The 16,716-nt window shown below is 71.5% G+C and carries 12 protein-coding genes and 2 pseudogenes; 2 read left to right on the forward strand and 12 right to left on the reverse strand.

What is annotated here, in order from left to right; genetic code table 11:
- Window positions 1-57 precede the first annotated feature (57 nt).
- From ABZ948_RS40905 to ABZ948_RS04830, 5 genes and pseudogenes are all read right to left on the reverse strand, one after another.
- A complete protein-coding gene (locus ABZ948_RS40905) occupies window positions 58-288 on the reverse strand; it encodes a glycosyltransferase (protein ID WP_435857458.1) in 231 nt (76 codons plus the stop codon).
- Window positions 201-629, reverse strand: a pseudogene (locus tag ABZ948_RS04815) (formate dehydrogenase accessory sulfurtransferase FdhD); the annotation flags it as partial. The gene ABZ948_RS40905 and the pseudogene ABZ948_RS04815, both read right to left, overlap by 88 nt.
- 18 nt (window positions 630-647) lie before the next feature.
- A complete protein-coding gene (locus ABZ948_RS04820) occupies window positions 648-2,030 on the reverse strand; it encodes an L-serine ammonia-lyase (RefSeq protein ID WP_359757284.1) in 1,383 nt (460 codons plus the stop codon).
- A gap of 67 nt (window positions 2,031-2,097) precedes the next feature.
- On the reverse strand, window positions 2,098-3,357 hold the full coding sequence (gene glyA, locus ABZ948_RS04825) for a serine hydroxymethyltransferase (RefSeq protein ID WP_359757286.1): 1,260 nt from the start codon (window positions 3,355-3,357) through the stop codon (window positions 2,098-2,100).
- A 115-nt stretch (window positions 3,358-3,472) separates the two neighbouring features.
- Window positions 3,473-3,751 (reverse strand): annotated as a pseudogene (locus ABZ948_RS04830) (FAD-dependent oxidoreductase); the annotation flags it as partial.
- 405 nt (window positions 3,752-4,156) lie between these two features.
- Here ABZ948_RS04830 and purU point away from each other — a divergent pair.
- The gene (gene purU, locus ABZ948_RS04835; protein WP_359757288.1) at window positions 4,157-5,029 is read left to right on the forward strand and encodes a formyltetrahydrofolate deformylase; all 873 of its coding nucleotides are present in this window, start codon (window positions 4,157-4,159) and stop codon (window positions 5,027-5,029) included.
- Between the two features lie 122 nt (window positions 5,030-5,151).
- Complete coding sequence (locus tag ABZ948_RS04840; protein ID WP_359757289.1) at window positions 5,152-5,949, forward strand: IclR family transcriptional regulator; 798 nt, start codon at window positions 5,152-5,154, stop codon at window positions 5,947-5,949.
- A 32-nt stretch (window positions 5,950-5,981) separates the two neighbouring features.
- On the opposite strand, the gene folP is transcribed toward ABZ948_RS04840, so the two are convergent.
- From folP to ABZ948_RS04875, 7 genes are all read right to left on the reverse strand, one after another.
- Window positions 5,982-6,908, reverse strand: coding sequence for a dihydropteroate synthase (gene folP, locus ABZ948_RS04845; protein ID WP_359757291.1), 927 nt, complete (start codon window positions 6,906-6,908; stop codon window positions 5,982-5,984).
- A gap of 124 nt (window positions 6,909-7,032) precedes the next feature.
- Entirely contained in the window at window positions 7,033-7,647 is a 615-nt protein-coding gene (locus ABZ948_RS04850; protein WP_359757293.1) for a sarcosine oxidase subunit gamma, read from the reverse strand.
- On the reverse strand, window positions 7,640-10,927 hold the full coding sequence (locus ABZ948_RS04855; protein WP_359757295.1) for a sarcosine oxidase subunit delta family protein: 3,288 nt from the start codon (window positions 10,925-10,927) through the stop codon (window positions 7,640-7,642). Before ABZ948_RS04855 ends, ABZ948_RS04850 begins: the two co-directional genes overlap by 8 nt.
- Before the next feature lie 26 nt (window positions 10,928-10,953).
- Complete coding sequence (locus ABZ948_RS04860) at window positions 10,954-12,186, reverse strand: sarcosine oxidase subunit beta family protein (RefSeq protein WP_359757297.1); 1,233 nt, start codon at window positions 12,184-12,186, stop codon at window positions 10,954-10,956.
- Between the two features lie 34 nt (window positions 12,187-12,220).
- Window positions 12,221-13,081, reverse strand: a complete 861-nt coding sequence (locus ABZ948_RS04865; RefSeq protein ID WP_359757299.1) for a bifunctional methylenetetrahydrofolate dehydrogenase/methenyltetrahydrofolate cyclohydrolase — start codon at window positions 13,079-13,081, stop codon at window positions 12,221-12,223.
- Between the two features lie 22 nt (window positions 13,082-13,103).
- Entirely contained in the window at window positions 13,104-15,542 is a 2,439-nt protein-coding gene (locus ABZ948_RS04870) for a GcvT family protein (RefSeq protein WP_359757301.1), read from the reverse strand.
- A gap of 181 nt (window positions 15,543-15,723) precedes the next feature.
- Complete coding sequence (locus ABZ948_RS04875) at window positions 15,724-16,710, reverse strand: ABC transporter substrate-binding protein (protein ID WP_359757303.1); 987 nt, start codon at window positions 16,708-16,710, stop codon at window positions 15,724-15,726.
- Between the last annotated feature and the right edge of the window lie 6 nt (window positions 16,711-16,716).

Here is a 16,716-nt window from a genome sequence, read left to right on the forward strand (position 1 = left end):
CTCGGGTGTGTACCACTGCTGTGAGTACGTCTGGCAGTAGCAGCCAACGCCGTTGCGTCAGGCTGTGGGGGCCGGCACCGCCAGGGGCCCGCTCGCGCGCAGGGCCGCCGTGCACACGTCCGCGGTCGCAGCCGCGGCCGCAGCCCGGCCGAAGGACCGGGCACGCCACGCCGCTGCCTCGCTCATGCGGCCGAGGATGACCGGATCGGCGGCGATGACCGGCGTGCCGCAGGCCTGCGCCTCGAGGGCGACCAGGCCGAAGGACTCGAGGTAGGACGCAGGCCGCACGACGACGTGGTGTACGCGTTCCGTTCGAGCGTGATGTCGGGGATCGGCACGCCCGGAGCGAGCTGAACGTCGACGACGTTGTACGTGTTCGTGCCGTCCTCCGTGGCGCCCGCGCAGTACACGATGTTCGCCACCTCCTCGGCCCGGCCCAGGACACCCTCGCTCACCAGGAACCCGGCCGCGAGCGCGAAGTCGTCCCCGGGCGTGCGCATGGTGACGGCCAGCGGCCTGCCGCCCAGCCGGATCTCCAGGGGCTCCTCGGCGACCAGCGTGTCCGGGCGCGTGCTCAGCGCACCGTCCCGGATCCGCAGCACGCGCCGGCGCTCGGTGACTCGTCCCATGGCGTGTGGCTTCCCCGCTCAGCACTCGATGACGTTGACGGCCAGGCCGCCGCGGGCGGTCTCCTTGTACTTGACCTTCATGTCGGCGCCGGTCTCCTTCATGGTCTTGATGACCTTGTCGAGGGAGACGTGGTGGCGGCCGTCGCCGCGCAGCGCCATCCGGGCGGCGGTGACGGCCTTGACCGCGGCCATGCCGTTGCGTTCGATGCAGGGGATCTGGACGAGGCCGCCGACCGGGTCGCAGGTCAGGCCCAGGTTGTGTTCCATGCCGATCTCCGCGGCGTTCTCCACCTGTTCGGGGCTGCCGCCGAGGACCTCGGCGAGACCGCCGGCGGCCATCGAGCAGGCGGAGCCGACCTCGCCCTGGCAGCCGACCTCGGCGCCGGAGATGGACGCGTTCTCCTTGAAGAGCATGCCGATGGCGCCGGCCGCGAGCAGGAAGCGGACGATGCCGTCCTCGTCGGCGCCGGGCACGAAGTCGAGGTAGTGGCGCAGCACGGCCGGGATGATGCCCGCCGCGCCGTTCGTCGGTGCGGTGACGACCCGGCCGCCGGCGGCGTTCTCCTCGTTCACCGCCATCGCGTAGAGGGTCACCCACTCCAGCGCGCGGCCCGCCGCGTTGCCCTCGCTGCGCAGCGCCCGGGCCGCCGCCGCGGCCCGGCGACGGACCTTCAGACCGCCGGGGAGGATGCCCTCGCGGCCCAGTCCGCGCGCGACGCAGGACTCCATGACCCGCCAGATCTCCAGCAGGCCCGCGCGGATCTCCTCCTCGGTGCGCCACGCCTTCTCGTTCTCCAGCATCAACGCGGAGATCGACAGACCGGTCTCCTTCGTCAGGCGCAGCAGTTCGTCGCCGGTGCGGAACGCGTGGGGCAGCACCGTGTCGTCGGGTCTGACGCGGTCCGCGCCGACCGCGTCCTCGTCGACGACGAAGCCGCCGCCGACCGAGTAGTACGTCTTCTCCAGCAGCGGCACCCCATCGGCGTCGTAGGCGAACAGGATCATGCCGTTGGCGTGGTACGGCAGCGCGCGCCGGCGGTGCAGGACCAGTTGGGTCGAGGCGTCGAAGCCGATCTCGTGGGCCGGGCCGATCTCGGCGCCGAGGAGCCGGATGCGTCCGGTGTCACGGATCCGGTCGACGTCCAGGTCGGCCCGGGCGACGTCGACCGTGTGCGGTTCGTTGCCCTCCAGGCCGAGCAGGACCGCCTTCGGGGTGCCGTGGCCGTGGCCGGTGGCACCGAGGGAGCCGAACAGCTCCGCCCGGACCGCGGCGGTCTGGGCGAGCAGGCCGTCCTGCTTCAGCCGGGCGACGAACATCCCGGCGGCACGCATCGGGCCGACGGTGTGCGAGCTGGACGGGCCGATGCCGATGGAGAACAGGTCGAAGACGCTGATTGCCACGCCACACTCCGTGGGATTGGCAGGGCGTGACGAGCTGTCACGGCACGCCCCTGGGGGAGGTTGTCGCCTACAGGCCGGGGTACAGCGGGTGCTCGTCGGCCAGGGCCTTGACCCTGGCCTTGAGGGCCTGTGCGTCGTACGACGGCTTCAGCGCCTCGGCGATGACGTCGGCGACCTCGGCGAAGTCCGCCGCCGTGAAGCCGCGGGTGGCCAGGGCCGGGGTGCCGATGCGCAGGCCGGAGGTGACCATCGGGGGGCGCGGGTCGTCGGGGACGGCGTTGCGGTTGACCGTGATGCCGACCTCGTGGAGGCGGTCCTCGGCCTGCTGTCCGTCCAGCTCGGACGCGCGCAGGTCGACCAGGATCAGGTGGACGTCGGTGCCGCCGGACAGCACGTTCACCCCGGCCGCCCGCACATCGGGCGCGGTCAGCCGCTCGGCGAGGATCTTCGCGCCCTCGACCGTACGGCGCTGACGCTCCTTGAACTCCTCGCTGGCCGCGACCTTGAAGGAGACCGCCTTGGCCGCGATCACGTGCTCCAGGGGGCCGCCCTGGAACCCCGGGAAGACCGAGGAGTTCAGCTTCTTCGCGAACTCCCGCTTCGCCAGGATGATGCCGCCGCGCGGCCCGCCCAGGGTCTTGTGCGTCGTGGACGTCACCACGTCCGCGTACTCCACCGGGTTCGGGTGCAGCCCCGCCGCGACCAGACCCGCGAAGTGCGCCATGTCCACCCACAGGTACGCCCCTACCTCGTCGGCGATGCGCCGGAACTCCGCGAAGTCCAGCTGCCGCGGGTACGCCGACCATCCGGCGATGATCACCTTCGGCCGGTGCTCCTTCGCGAGCCGCTCCAGCTCCGCCATGTCGACCAGGCCGGTCGTGGCGTCCACGTGGTACGGGACGACGTCGAACTGCCTGCCCGAGAAGTTGATCTTCATGCCGTGGGTGAGGTGTCCCCCGTGGGCGAGATCCAGGCCCAGGACGGTGTCGCCGGGCCGGGCCAGCGCGAACAGCGCCGCCTGGTTGGCCGAGGCGCCGGAGTGGGGCTGGACGTTGGCGTACTCGGCCCCGAACAGCTCCTTGACCCGGTCGATGGCGATCTGCTCGGTGACGTCGACGTGCTCACAGCCGCCGTAGTAGCGGCGTCCCGGGTAGCCCTCGGCGTACTTGTTGGTCAGCACCGAGCCCTGCGCCTGAAGCACCGCGACGGGCGCGAAGTTCTCCGAGGCGATCATCTCCAGGGTCGACTGCTGGCGCTCCAGCTCGGCGTCGACCGCGGCGGCCACCTCCGGGTCGAGCTGGTGCAGGGGCTGGTCGAACAGGGTCATCGGCGGTCTCCTTGAGTGGGGGCGCGGCGGGCGGCGCGGGCACCGGCGGTCAGCACACGACGGCCGGGGCGGCGGGGACGAGGGTGCGGCGCAGGCGGTTGAAGAACTTCGGCACGCCGGTCGCCACGACGACACCCTCGGTACGCACGTGCCGCCCGCCGGCCAGGGTGACGGTGCGGGCGACGGGGTCGAGCCCTGCCGCGCGCTCGCCGAGCGCGAGCGCCTCGGCGTCGACGTCTCCCTCGAGGAAGTCCTTGGACAGCGGCGGGCGGTCGTAGGGAGCGTGGCGCTCCTCCCCCACGACGACGATCTCGCCGTCGTAGCCCTGTGCGCGCAGCGCGCGGACCGTGCTCAGGCCCGCCGGCGACGCTCCGACGACGGTGGTGCTCCTCATGCCGGCTCCTGACGGGAGGGTGTTCCGCGAATGTCTCGCATAACACAACGACGCTCGCTATACGCAACATGCTTTCGGCGTGGCACAGGTGTTGTCAAGGGAGGTGCCGCATATCGATGTCCGGGGGTCAGCGTGTGGGGCCGACGTCGAGCTCGCTCTGCAGCGGACCGGCTGATGCCCTTGCCGCTCTCGACGACGTGCGACAGGTACCGCCGGTCGCACTCCCCTCGGGGACATCCACTGTCAAGGGGCGGGTGGAGCGAAGTCTCCACCCCGGTGAAAAACGAGAGCACCCGGGCCACTTCCGCCGGCCCACCCCTTGACCGCTCGGCCGCCCCCATTCGATGATGTTGCGCATAGCTCACCGCGTTGCGCAATTCGCACCACCGACCGACGGAGGAAGGCATGTCTCCTCGACCGCAGCCCGGCCGTGAGTTCATCCTCACCCTTTCCTGTCCCGACCAGGCGGGCCTCGTCCACGCCGTGACCACCTTCCTCGTGAGCCATTCCGGCAACATCCTGGAGAGCCAGCAGTTCGGCGACCTCCCGCAGAACCGCTTCTTCATGCGGGTGCACTTCGACGTCTCGGAGCCCGGCATCACCCTGGAGGACCTGCGCACCGGATTCGGCCCCGTAGGCCAGGCGTACGGCATCACCTGGCAGTTGCGCGACGCGTCGGTCCCGACGCGCACACTGATCATGGTGTCGAAGTTCGGCCACTGCCTGAACGACCTGCTGTTCCGCAAGTCCACGGGCACCCTCGACATCGAGATCCCGGCGATCGTCTCCAACCACCGCGACTTCGAGGCGCTGGCACGGAGCTACGGCATCCCCTTCCACCACATCCCGGTGACCAAGGAGACCAAGGCGCAGGCCGAGGCGCGGCTGCTGGAGCTGGTGCGCGAGCTGGACGTCGACCTGGTGGTGCTGGCCCGCTACATGCAGATCCTCTCCGACGACCTGTGCAAGCAGCTCGACGGCAAGGCCATCAACATCCACCACTCGTTCCTGCCGAGCTTCAAGGGAGCCCGGCCGTACGTCCAGGCGCACGAGCGCGGCGTGAAGCTCGTCGGCGCCACGGCGCACTACGTCACGCCCGACCTCGACGAGGGCCCGATCATCGAGCAGGACGTCGTCCGTGTGGACCACTCCCGCACCCCCGACGAGCTGGTCACCATCGGCCGCGACGTCGAGGCGCAGGTACTCGCCCGCGCCGTCGAATGGCACAGCCGCAGCCGGGTGCTGGTGAACGGACACTGCACCGTGGTCTTCCGCTGACGCGACGGGCCGTGCGACCATGCGCGCGGCCGAAAACCGGCCGTCCCACGCCGCCGTTCGCGACCCGTGGGGCCGGTGCGACCTCTTGAAGATCCGGGGACACCCCTGCCTATAGTTGCGGTATGGGCAACTACACCGCAGATAGCGAAACATCGGGTCCCGCGGTGAGTGGGGTGCAGTCCGTCGACCGCGCCGTCAGCGTCCTGGAGATCCTCGCCCGGCGCGGCGAGGCGGGCGTCAGCGAGGTCGCCGCCGAGATCGACGTCCACAAGTCGACGGCGTTCCGCCTGCTCGGGGCTCTGGAGGCGCGCGGCCTGGTCGAGCAGACGGCCGAGCGGGGCAAGTACCGGCTGGGTTTCGGCATCGTCCGCCTGGCCGGCGCGGTCACCGGCCGCCTCGACATCACCCAGCAGGGCCGGCCCGTGTGCGAGCGGCTCAGCGAGGAGATCGGCGAGACCGTCAACATCGCCGTCCTGCAGGAGCACTTCGCCGTCAGCCTGTGTCAGGTGCGCGGCCCGGGCGCCGTCGGCACCCACAACTGGGTCGGCCAGCTCACGCCGGTGCACGCCACGTCGAGCGGCAAGATCCTGCTGGCCCACCTGCCGGCGCAGGAGCGCGCCGGTGTGCTCGAGGAGTCCGGCATGCGGAAGCTGACGCAGCACACGCTGACGGCCAGGACGAAGCTGGAGAAGAACCTCGCCGAGGCGCGCGAGCGCGGGTACGCGTGGACGCTGGAGGAGCTGGAGATCGGTCTGCACGCCATGGCGGCTCCGATCCGCTCCCGCGACGGCCGGGTCATCGCCGCGCTCAGCGCCTCCGGCCCCGCGTACCGCTTCACCGAGGAACGCATGCACGAGCTGGCACCCTCGCTGATCGGCGGCGCGCAGGAGATCAGCCACCGGATGGGCCATCCGGGCTGACACCCCTCGGCGGCACCCGGCCCGGCGGAGTTTCAGCGCACTCGGCTCAGCGGCGACCGTGCCGGTGTCGCCCCGACGCCCCAACGCGCTGTCACGCGTACCGCGTCGGCCGTGGAGGCGACGTCGTGCACGCGCAGGCACCAGACGCCCTGGGCCGCGGCGAGGACGGACACAGCGGCCGTCGCGGCGTCCCGCAGCCGAGCGGGGCGGGGTTCTCCCGTCGTCCGGTCCGCCAGCAGGCCGCCCAGGAACGACTTGCGCGACGCGCCCACGAGCACGGGGTGTCCGAGGGCCACGACGTCCCCGAGGCGGCCCAGCAGCTCCCAGTTGTGGTCGGGCGTCTTCGCGAAGCCCAGCCCCGGGTCGACGATCAGGCGGTCCGGCCCCATGCCCGCCTCCAGCGCCGCGTCGATCCTCAGCCGCAGCTCGTCGAGCACATCGGTCACGACGTGGTCGTAGACGGCCCTCCCCCGCATGCCGGCGGAGTGCCCGCGCCAGTGCATCAGCACGTAGGGCGTGCCCGCCCGGGCCGCCAGCGGCAGCATCGCCGGATCGGCCAGGCCCCCGGAGACGTCGTTGATCAGTCGGGCGCCCGCGTCCAGGGCGCGGGCGGCGACCTCGGCCCGCATGGTGTCGACGCTCACGGTCGCGCCGGCCGCGGCGAGTTCGCGGACCACGGGCAGGACGCGTCGCAGTTCCTCCTCGACCGGTGGGCGGGCCGCGCCGGGACGGGTGGACTCGCCGCCCACGTCCACGATGTCCGCGCCCTGTTCGAGCAGCGCGAGACCGTGTGCGACGGCCGCGTCCGCCGCGAACGACAGCCCGCCGTCGGAGAACGAGTCCGGAGTGACGTTCACGACGCCCATGACCAGCGTCCGGCCGGGCCGCGGCAGTCCGTGCGGGTGAACTCCGGGCGCGCCGGGGCGGGGAGAGGTGGTGGCGTGAGCCGTGACGGTCACAGGAGTCCAGCTTTCGAACGTACGACGATGAGGTGCTGCCGCGTACGGCACGGTGGGAGCCCCTCGACAGGGGCTCCCACGGGGAGGACGGGCGAACCCGTCCACGGTCCCCGGACGTAGGCCGTCAGACGTCGCGTCGGACGTATTCCGTCGCCGCGTCGAGCAGCCAGTCCGCCAGGTAGCCGGCGAACGTCGAGCGCACCAGGACCCAGAACCCGGCCCTCGGATCGTCGCGGGCGACCAGGACGACCTGTGCGCGGCCCAGGGTCGTCTGGGCACAGCGTCCGGGGCCGAAGGCCCGCGGGTGCAGGTCCAGCGGGCAGCCGTGGGCCAGCAGGTCGCGGGCGCGGGGGCCCGTGACCAGGAGGGTGGTGCGCTGCGCGGAGACGTCGATCACGGAGACGAACTCGTCGCCCGCGGCCTCCCGGATCCGGCCCTCCAGGTCCCGCTCGCTCCCCGGCGGTCCCACCAGCAGCCACTCGTCCGGGCCGAGCCACAGCGCGGTCAACTCCCCCGCTCGGACGACGGTGTTCGGCTGGAGGGGCAGCTGGAGGTCCAGTGCGAGCCCGACGGCTTCCGCCGCCGCTCCCTTGGCGTCGAGGCGCACGTTGATCTGGGTCAGGAAGGGGAGTTCGGCCAGCCGGATCGCGCCCCCGGAGGCGCGTGTCGCGGTGGCGAGGCGGTCCGCGGCCTGCGCCAGGGGGCTGCGGAGCGGGGCGGTCAGGGCGTTGTCAGCCATCGCGGCGGGCTCCCTCGGGGTCGTAGAGGACGGGGCTGGCGACGGTCACCGGGACAAGCCGGTCGCCCACGGGGGCGTAGAGGCGCTCGCCGATACGGTTCCGGCCGCCCTTGATCAGGGCGAGCGCGAAGGTCCGGCCGAGGGCGGCGCTGCGATAGCTGGACGTGACGTGGCCGAGCATCGGGACGGGCGGGGCCGGCAGCACGCTCTCCGAGACCAGGTGGGTGCCTTCCGGGAGGAAGGTGTCCGGGTCCTCGGGCAGGACACCGACCAGATGCTTGCGGTCGGGACGGGCGGTGTCGGCACGGGCGTGGGAGCGCTTGCCGATGAAGTCCGGCTTCTTCTTCGACACCACCCAGCTCATGCCGAGGTCCTGGGGCGTGACGGTGCCGTCCGTGTCCTGGCCGATGATGGGGTAGCCCTTCTCGGCGCGCAGGACGTGCATGGTCTCCGTGCCGTACGGGGTGATGCCGTGGGGGGCGCCGGCCTCGTACACGGCCTCCCACAGGGCGAGGGCCTGCCAGGGCGACACGTTGATCTCGTAGGCGAGTTCGCCGGAGAAGCTGATCCGGCAGACTCTGGCCGCGATGCCCGCGACGGTCGTCTCGCGCCACGCCATGAACGGGAAGTCCTCGTTGGCCACGGCGAGTCGGGGCGCGAGCGCGCCGAGGACCGCCCGGGACTGCGGGCCGACCAGGGCGACCGTGGCCCACTGCTCGGTCACGGACGTGCAGTGGACCTTCAGCTCCGGCCACTCGGTCTGGAGCCACTCCTCCATCCAGTCCAGTACGGCGGCGGCGTTGCCCGTCGTCGTGGTGACCAGGAAGCGGTCCTGGGCGAGGCGGATGACCGTGCCGTCGTCGAAGACCATGCCGTCCGGGCGGCACATGACGCCGTAGCGGATCATGCCGGCCTTCAGGGTGCTCATCATGTTGGTGTAGAGCCGGTCGAGGAAGACGCCGGCGTCCGGGCCCTGTACGTCGATCTTGCCGAGGGTGGAGGCGTCCATGAAGGCCACGCCCTCGCGGGCCGCCCGGCACTCGCGCAGCACGGCGGCCGCCATGTCCTCGCCGTCCTGCGGGTAGTACCAGGGGCGCTTCCACTGGCCGACGTTCTCGAACAGCGCGCCGTGCGCGACGTGCCACGCATGGATGGCAGTCGTGCGGACCGGGTCGCTCAGCGTGCCTCGGTCGCGGCCCGCGAGGGCGGCGAAGGAGACCGGCGTGTACGGCGGGCGGAACGTGGTCGTGCCGAGCGCCGAGATGTCCACGCCGAGGAGTTCCGCGACGACGCCACTGGCCAGGACACCGGACGTCTTGCCCTGGTCGTTGGCGGTGCCGGCCGTCGTGTAGCGCTTGGTGTGCTCGACCGAGCGCAGTCCGGCGCCGGCCGCACGGGCCAGGTCGTCGACGGTGACGTCACGCTGGAGGTCGACGAAACGGGGGGCGTCCGAGTCGCCCGGGACGACGTACACGTGCATGGGGGGCGTCGGCCGCGGCTGTTCGGCCACCTCGGGGAGGCGGGGCGCCTCAGCCGTGTAGCCCTCGGCCTCGACGGCGCGCGCACCGGCGGCCGCGCCCTGTGCCAGGACAGTGGCCGGGTCGAGGGCACCGCTCGCGCTGCCGACGACCTCGACGGCCTGGCGGGTGGTGTCGGGGACGAAGGAGCCCAGCGTGTCGTCGTAGCGCAGTCTGCCGCCCGACTGGCTGAACAGGTGGGCCACCGGGTTCCAGCCGCCGGAGACCAGCAGCAGGTCGGCGGCGAACTCCCGTCGGCCCGCGGACTCTCCGTACGGGGCGACGGTCACCGCGGTGAGGCGCGCGTCGCCGCCTTCCGTGCCGGTGACGGCGTGGCCGGGCAGAACCTCGATGCCGGCCGCCCTCGCGCGCTCGGCCCACTCGCCCGGTTCAGGGCGGGTGTCGACGATCGCCGTGATGGCCAGGCCCGCCGAGGCGAGGTCGAGGGCCGCCGCGTAAGCGCTGTCGTTCGTCGTGAAGACGACCGCGTGGCGGCCGGGCAGGACGCCGTGCCGGTTGGCGTAGGCGCGGGCCGAGGAGGCCAGCATCACGCCGGGGCGGTCGTTGTCCGCGAAGGCCAGCGAGCGCTCGTGGGCGCCGGTGGCGAGGACGACCCGGCGGGCGCGGATGCGCCAGACGCGTTCGCGGGAGACGTTCTCGGGGGCGTCGGCGCCGAGGTGGTTCGTGCGGCGCTCGACGGCGAGGAGGTGGTTGTCGTCGTAGTAGCCGAAGACGGTGGTGCGGGAAAGGACGCGCACCTCGGGGGCGGCGTCGAGCCGGCCGGTGACGTCCTGGACCCAGTCGAGGTGTTCGGCCGTGCCCAGGAGGCTGCCGCCGAGTTCGGGTCGGTCGTCGGCGAGGATGACGCGGGCGCCGCTGTGCGCTGCCGCCGCCGCTGCCGCGAGGCCGGCCGGGCCGGCGCCCACGATCAGCAGGTCGCAGTGGGCGTGTACGGCGTCGTAGCGGGCGGGGTCCGGCTCGGTGGCGAGGCGGCCCTGGCCGGGGAGGCTGCTCGCGACCAGGCCGTCATGGAGCTCGACGGTGGTGGCCGGGAGCATGGGCTCCGGGAACGGTTCCTCGATCTGGACGACCGCGTTGGGTTCCTCGACGCCGGCGGAGAAGATGCCTCGGGGGCGGCCGAGCTTGATGCTGGTGCCGGCCTGGATGACGCCGTTGGCGAGGAGGGCGGAGGCGAGGGTGTCGCCGCGGTAGCCCTGGTATCGAGTGCCGTCGAAGGTGAAGGTGAGGGGGGTGTCGCGGTCGATGCGGCCGCGGGTCGCGTGGCGGAACGGCTGAGTCTCGCCCCCGCCGCCCCTGCCCGTCCCGTCCTGAAGGGGCTCCGCCCCTTCGACCCCGCCAAGCTTGTCATTCAGCAGCGGGTGGGCGGGGGCTGGTCGCGCCCCGCGGCGGAGCCGCATATCGGCACTGCCCCGCGCCCCTTCTGGGGCTGCCGCCCCAGACCCCGCTGACAACACCGACCTCGGTTCAAGCGTTGCCGGGCGTTCCTCTCCCGACCTGTACACCATCAGGATCTCGTTCGTCGACGTGTCCCGCACGGCGTTGAACCAGCGGCGGCAGCCCGACGCGTGGGTCCAGCGCTCGGCGAAGGGGCCCTTGGGGTTGTCGCGGAAGAAGAGGTAGCGGGCCCATTCCTCGTCGGAGAGGGACGCCGGGTCCTCCGGGTACGGCACGTGGGCCTGACCGCCGTAGTGGAACTCGGCCTCGTCGCGGGGCCCGCACCACGGGCAGGGGATGAGCAGCATGGATCGGCTCCCAGATTCCAGTGGTCCTAGTGGGCCACCGCGGCCGCGCCGTGCTCGTCGACGAGCGCGCCGGTGGTGAAACGGTCGAGCGAGAAGGGGGCGTTGAGGGCGTGCGGGGTGTCGTGGGCGATGGTGTGGGCGTAGACCCAGCCGACGCCCGGCGTGGCCTTGAAACCGCCCGTTCCCCAGCCGCAGTTGAGGTAGAGGTTGTCGACGGGGGTGAGCCCGATGATCGGGGAGGCGTCGGGGCTGACGTCGACGATGCCGCCCCAGGTGCGCAGGACGTGGGCGCGGGCGAAGACCGGGAAGAGTTCCAGGGCCGCCGACATCTGCTCCTCGATGATGTGGAAGGCGCCGCGCTGGGTGTAGGAGTTGTAGGCGTCGATGCCCGCGCCCATCACCAGCTCGCCCTTGTGGGCCTGGCTGACGTACACGTGGACCGCGTTGGACATGACCACCGTGGGGTGGACGGGCTCCAGGAGCTCCGACACCAGCGCCTGCAACGGGTGGCTCTGGAGCGGGAGTTCGATGCCCGCCATGGCGGCGAGGACCGAGGTGTGGCCCGCCGAGCACAGGGCCACCTTGCCCGCCGCGATGGGGCCCAGGTTCGTCCGGACGCCCACCACCCGGTTGCCGACCACCTCCAGGCCGGTGACCTCGCAGTTCTGGATGATGTCGATGCCGGCGGCGTCCGCCGAGCGGGCCAGGCCCCAGGCCACGTGGTCGTGCTTGGCGATGCCGGCGCGCGGCTGGTAGGTGGCGCCGAGAACCGGGTAGCGCACGTCCGGGGAGGTGTTGACGATCGGGCAGACGTCCTTGACGCCGTCCGCGTCGAGCCACTCCGCGTCCACGCCGTTGAGGCGGTTCGCCTCCACGCGGCGCACGCTGTCGCGGACGTCCTGGAGGCTGTGCGCGAGGTTCAGCACGCCACGCTGGGAGAAGAGGATCGGGTAGTCGAGTTCCTCCGCCAGGCCCTCCCAGAGCTTGAGGGCGTGCTCGTAGATGCCGGCGCTCTCGTCCCACAGGTAGTTGGAGCGGATGATGGTGGTGTTGCGGGCCATGTTGCCGCCCGCCAGCCAGCCCTTCTCCAGCACGGCGACGTTCGTGATGCCGTGGTTCTTCGCCAGGTAGTGGGCGGTGGCGAGGCCGTGTCCGCCGCCGCCGACGATGACGACGTCGTACGAGCGCTTCGGCTCGGGGGTGCGCCACAGCCAGTCGGGGTGCTCGGGGAGCTCGGCGCCGGGGGTGCGGGGGCTCATCGGATGTCTCCAGCCAGTGGGGTGTTCAGCGCGTTCATACGGCGGTGGCGTTCCTCTCGGCGGCCTCGACGACGTTGGCGAGCAGCATCGCCCTGGTCATGGGGCCCACGCCGCCGGGCATGGGGGCGAGCCAGCCGGCGACCTGGGCGGCGTCCGGGTGGATGTCGCCGACCAGCCCGTGGTCGGTGCGGGTGATGCCGACGTCCAGCACGGCCGCTCCGGGGCGCAGCATGTCCTTGGTGATCAGCCCGGGTGAGCCGGCGGCCGCGACGACGATGTCCGCCTCGCGTACGTGCCAGGCCAGGCCCTTGGTGCCGGTGTGGCAGAGGGTGACGGTGGCGTTCTCGGAGCGGCGGGTGAGGAGCAGTCCGATGGGGCGTCCGACCGTGATGCCCCGGCCGATCACACACACCCGCGCCCCGGCCAGGGGCACCTCGTGGCGGCGGAGCAGTTCGACGATGCCGCGCGGGGTGCACGGCAGCGGGGCCTCGACGCCCAGGACGAGCCGGCCGAGGTTGACGGGGTGCAGGCCGTCGGCGTCCTTGGCCGGGTCCATGCGTTCCAGTACGGCGTTCGCGTCCAGGTGGCGCGGCAGCGGGAGCTGGACGATGTAGCCGGTGCAGGCCGGGTCGGCGTTGAGTTCGTCGATGACCTCCTCGACCTGCTGCTGGGAGGCGTCGGCGGGCAGTTCCCGGCGGATGGACGCGATGCCCGCCTGCGCGCAGTCGCGGTGCTTGCCGGTGACGTAGGCGTGGCTGCCGGGGTCGTCGCCGACCAGGACGGTGCCGAGCCCCGGCGGGCGGCCGACGGTGGCGGTCACCTTGGCGACGCGCTCCGCGAGGTCGCGGCGGATGCCGGCGGCGGTCGCCTTGCCGTCAAGGAGTTGTGCGGTCATGGGGCGGCACCTCTTCGCACGGTCAGCCACGGAGGCGGGACATGGTCGGGTCGAACAGGGGTTCCTCGGCGACGGTCGCCTCGACGCGCTGGTCGAAGTAGCCGATGTGGACGGTCGTGCCGGGGGCGGTGAGCTCGTCCGGGAGCCAGGCGTAGGCGATGCCCTTGCCGATCGTGTAGCCGTGGGCGGCGCTGGTGACGTAGCCGACCGCGCGGTCGCCGTCGTACACCGGCTCCTTGCCCAGGACGACCGACCGGGGGTCGTCGATGGTCAGGCAGGTCAGCCTGCGCCGCACGTTCTCCTTGCGGCGCTCCAGCGCGGCCTTGCCGATGAAGTCGTCCTTGTCGAGCTTGACGGCGAAGCCGACGCCGGCCTCGTAGGGGTCGTGCTCGTAGGTCATGTCGGTGCCGAAGGAGCGGTAACCCTTCTCCAGGCGGAGGCTGTTGAAGGCGCCGCGGCCGGCGACGACCCCGCCGAGGGGCTTCGCCGCCTGCCACAGGGTGTCCCAGAGTTTCAGGCCCTGGTCGGCGGTGGTGTACAGCTCCCAGCCGAGTTCACCGACGTAGCTCAGGCGCATCGCCGTCACCGGGACGCTGCCGATGTAGGCGCGCTTGGCGCGGAAGTACTTCAGGCCGTCCTTGGAGAAGTCCTCGTCCGTCAGGGGCTGGAGGACCTTGCGGGCGAGCGGCCCCCACAGGCCGATGCAGCAGGTGCCGGGGGTGATGTCACGGACCTGGACCGTGCCGTCGGCGGGGAGGTGGCGGGTGAACCAGTCGAGGTCCAGGTTGCCGTTGGCGCCGACCTGGAAGAGGTCACGGGCGAGGCGGGCGACGGTGATGTCGCTGCGGATGCCGCCGTCGTGGTCGAGGAGCAGGGTGTAGGTGACCGAGCCGACGGACTTGGCGACCTTGCCGGTGCACAGCCGCTCCAGGAAGTCGGCCGAGCCGGGGCCGCTCACCTCCAGGCGCTTGAGGGCCGTCATGTCGTACATCGCGACGGTCTCGCGGGTGGCCTGGGCCTCGGCGCCGACGATGGGCGACCAGAACTGCGCGGCCCAGTCGTTCGGGGTGGGGATGGAACGGCCCTCGACCAGCTTCGCGTTGGCCTCGTACCACTGCGGGCGCTCCCAGCCGTTCGCCTCCAGGAAGAAGGCGCCGTGCTCCTGCTGGCGGGCGTGGAAGGGGCTGGTGCGGATCGGGCGCGGGTCACCGGACGGCTGGAGGGGGTGGAGGATGTCGTAGACCTCGACGAAGTTCTGGCAGTCGCGGGCCAGGACGTACCCCGGGGACAGCTGGTGCGGCTCGAAGCGGTTGACGTCGCACTCGTGCAGGTCGAAGGACGAGCAGTGGCCGTCGACCAGCCATTCGGCCATGGCCCGGCCGACGCCCGCGGAGTGGGTGACCCAGACGGCCTCGGCGACCCAGAAGCCCTTGACGTCCGGGGACTCGCCGAGCAGCGGGAAGTTGTCGGTGGTGAAGGAGAACAGGCCGTTGAGGCCCTCCTCGACCTTCGCCTCCTGCGTGGCGGGCAGGAGGGAGTGGGTCTCGGTCCAGGCGTCCTCGAAGTCCTCCTCGGTGAACTTCAGGACCGAGGGCATGTCGTCGGCCTCGTCGACGGAGAGGATCTCGTCGGCGGTGATCGGCATCGGGCGGTGGCCGTAGTAGCCGATGCCCAGGCCGTCGAAGCGGTCGCGGTAGTAGAGGTCGGCGTCCTGGTGGCGCAGGATCGGGCGGATCGCCTCCTCGGTCTGGCCGGCGAGCGCCGGGACGGGGCCGGTCCAGGCGAGCTGGTGGGCGAGCGGGGTCAGCGGGAGGTTCATGCCGGCCATGCGGGCGATCTTCGGGCCCCAGATGCCGGCGCAGCACACGACGATGTCGGCTTCCAGATCGCCCTGGTCGGTGCGGACGCCCGTCACCTCGCCGTCGGCCGTCAGGACGTCGAGGACCTCGTGGCGGGCGAGGAAGCGTACGCCGCGCTCGGTGGCGCGGCGGATCTGCGCCTCGACGGCGAGGACGGCCTTGGCGAGGCCGTCGGTGGGGACGTGGAGGCCGCCGAGGACCTTGTCACGGTCGAGCAGCGGGTGCTTCTCGACGCACTCGTCGGCGGTGAGGATCCGCGACTCGATGCCCCAGGCGGTGATCCAGCCGTGCCGGCGGTGCAGTTCGGTAAGGCGCTCCGGGGTGGTGGCCACTTCGAGGCCGCCGACCTGGAGGAAGCAGGGCTTGCCGTCGACGTCGAGGGAGCAGAACTTCTCGACGGTGTAGCGGGCCAGCTCGGTCATGGTCTTCGAGGAGTTGGTCTGGAAGACCAGGCCGGGAGCGTGCGAGGTCGAGCCCCCGGTGGCCGGGAGCGGGCCCTGGTCGACCACCGTCACCTCGGTCCAGCCCCGCGCCGAGATCTCGTCCGCGAGAGCCGCGCCGACGACTCCCGCTCCGATGATGACCACACGCGGTCCCGCCATCGCCGCACCTCCGGTTGAGTTGCTTTCTGCGCAACCTGATTCAGGTTGCGCAACTCAATGTGCCTTCCTGCCCAGTGGGTGTCAAGAGGTCCGGTGACGTCGGAGAACGGCCCGGGAAACAGGAATGCCCGGCGGGCGGCGCGTGTCCGTGCGCACCGCCCACCGGGCATCTCCGAAGGGCCTACTTGAGCCAGGCGTCCACCTTGGCGCGGTTGGCCTCGACCCACTTCTTCGCGGCCGCCTCGGGGGCCATCTTGTCGACCGCGATGTACTTCGCCACGACGTTCTGGTCGTCGTTGGTCCAGGTGAAGTTCTTCACCAGGTCATAGGCGGGGCTGCCCGACTTGGCGAACTTCGCGCTGACGATCTTGTCGAGCTTGTACACGGGGTAGTCGCAGGCGACCTTCTCGGCGTCGGCGTCGCAGCCCGCCTTGTACTCGGGCAGCTTGACCTTCTTCAGCGGCACCTCGGACATGAACCACTGCGGCTCGTAGAAGTAGCCGATCACCCATTCCTTGTCCTTCTCCGCCTTGCGGAAGGCCTGGATGAGAGCGGTCTCGCTGCCCGCGTACACCACCTTGTAGTCGAGCTTCAGGTTCTTCACCAGGGCCTCGTCGTTGGTGACGAACGACGGGTCACCGTCGAGGAGTTGGCCCTTGCCGCCGGACTCGGACGTCTTGAACTCGGCCGCGTACTTGTTGAGGTTGTTCCAGTCGAGGATGTCCGGGTGCTCCTTGGCCAGCCACGGCGGCACGTACCAGCCGATGAGACCTTCGTTGCCGGTCGGGCCGGCGTCGACGGCGGTCTTCTGGTCGGTGATGTACTTCTTCTTCAGGTCGTCGTGGCCCCAGTTCTCCACGACGGCGTCGACCTCGCCCGTCCCGAAGCCCTGCCAGGCGATCTCCTCCTTCAGGTCCTTCTGGGTGACCTTGCAGCCGAGGTCGTGCTCCGCCACGTACGCGATGACCGCCGCGTTGGCCTCGTAGCCCACCCACGGGTTGACCGCGAGGTTGAAGGTGCCGCACTTGGCGGAGCCGCCCGAGCCGCCGGCCTCCGAGGAGCTGTCACCGACCTTCGCGCCGCCGCAGGCGGTGAGGGTGAGCCCGAGAACGGCCACGCCCGCTGTGCCGGCCGCGCCGACTCTCCAGTGTCTTGCTTGCCTTGCCATGGTCAG

Source organism: Streptomyces olindensis (genome assembly GCF_040645895.1).
Lineage (GTDB): Bacteria > Actinomycetota > Actinomycetes > Streptomycetales > Streptomycetaceae > Streptomyces > Streptomyces olindensis.

Bases quoted from the DNA above. Each gene is read 5' to 3' on its own strand.
- glyA (WP_359757286.1), bottom strand. From the start codon at position 3,357: ATGACCCTGTTCGACCAGCCCCTGCACCAGCTCGACCCGGAGGTGGCC.
- purU (WP_359757288.1), top strand. From the start codon at position 4,157: ATGTCTCCTCGACCGCAGCCCGGCCGTGAGTTCATCCTCACCCTTTCC.
- ABZ948_RS04840 (WP_359757289.1), top strand. From the start codon at position 5,152: ATGGGCAACTACACCGCAGATAGCGAAACATCGGGTCCCGCGGTGAGT.
- ABZ948_RS04850 (WP_359757293.1), bottom strand. From the start codon at position 7,647: ATGGCTGACAACGCCCTGACCGCCCCGCTCCGCAGCCCCCTGGCGCAG.
- ABZ948_RS04855 (WP_359757295.1), bottom strand. From the start codon at position 10,927: ATGCTGCTCATCCCCTGCCCGTGGTGCGGGCCCCGCGACGAGGCCGAG.
- ABZ948_RS04860 (WP_359757297.1), bottom strand. From the start codon at position 12,186: ATGAGCCCCCGCACCCCCGGCGCCGAGCTCCCCGAGCACCCCGACTGG.
- ABZ948_RS04865 (WP_359757299.1), bottom strand. From the start codon at position 13,081: ATGACCGCACAACTCCTTGACGGCAAGGCGACCGCCGCCGGCATCCGC.
- ABZ948_RS04870 (WP_359757301.1), bottom strand. From the start codon at position 15,542: ATGGCGGGACCGCGTGTGGTCATCATCGGAGCGGGAGTCGTCGGCGCG.
- ABZ948_RS04875 (WP_359757303.1), bottom strand. From the start codon at position 16,710: ATGGCAAGGCAAGCAAGACACTGGAGAGTCGGCGCGGCCGGCACAGCG.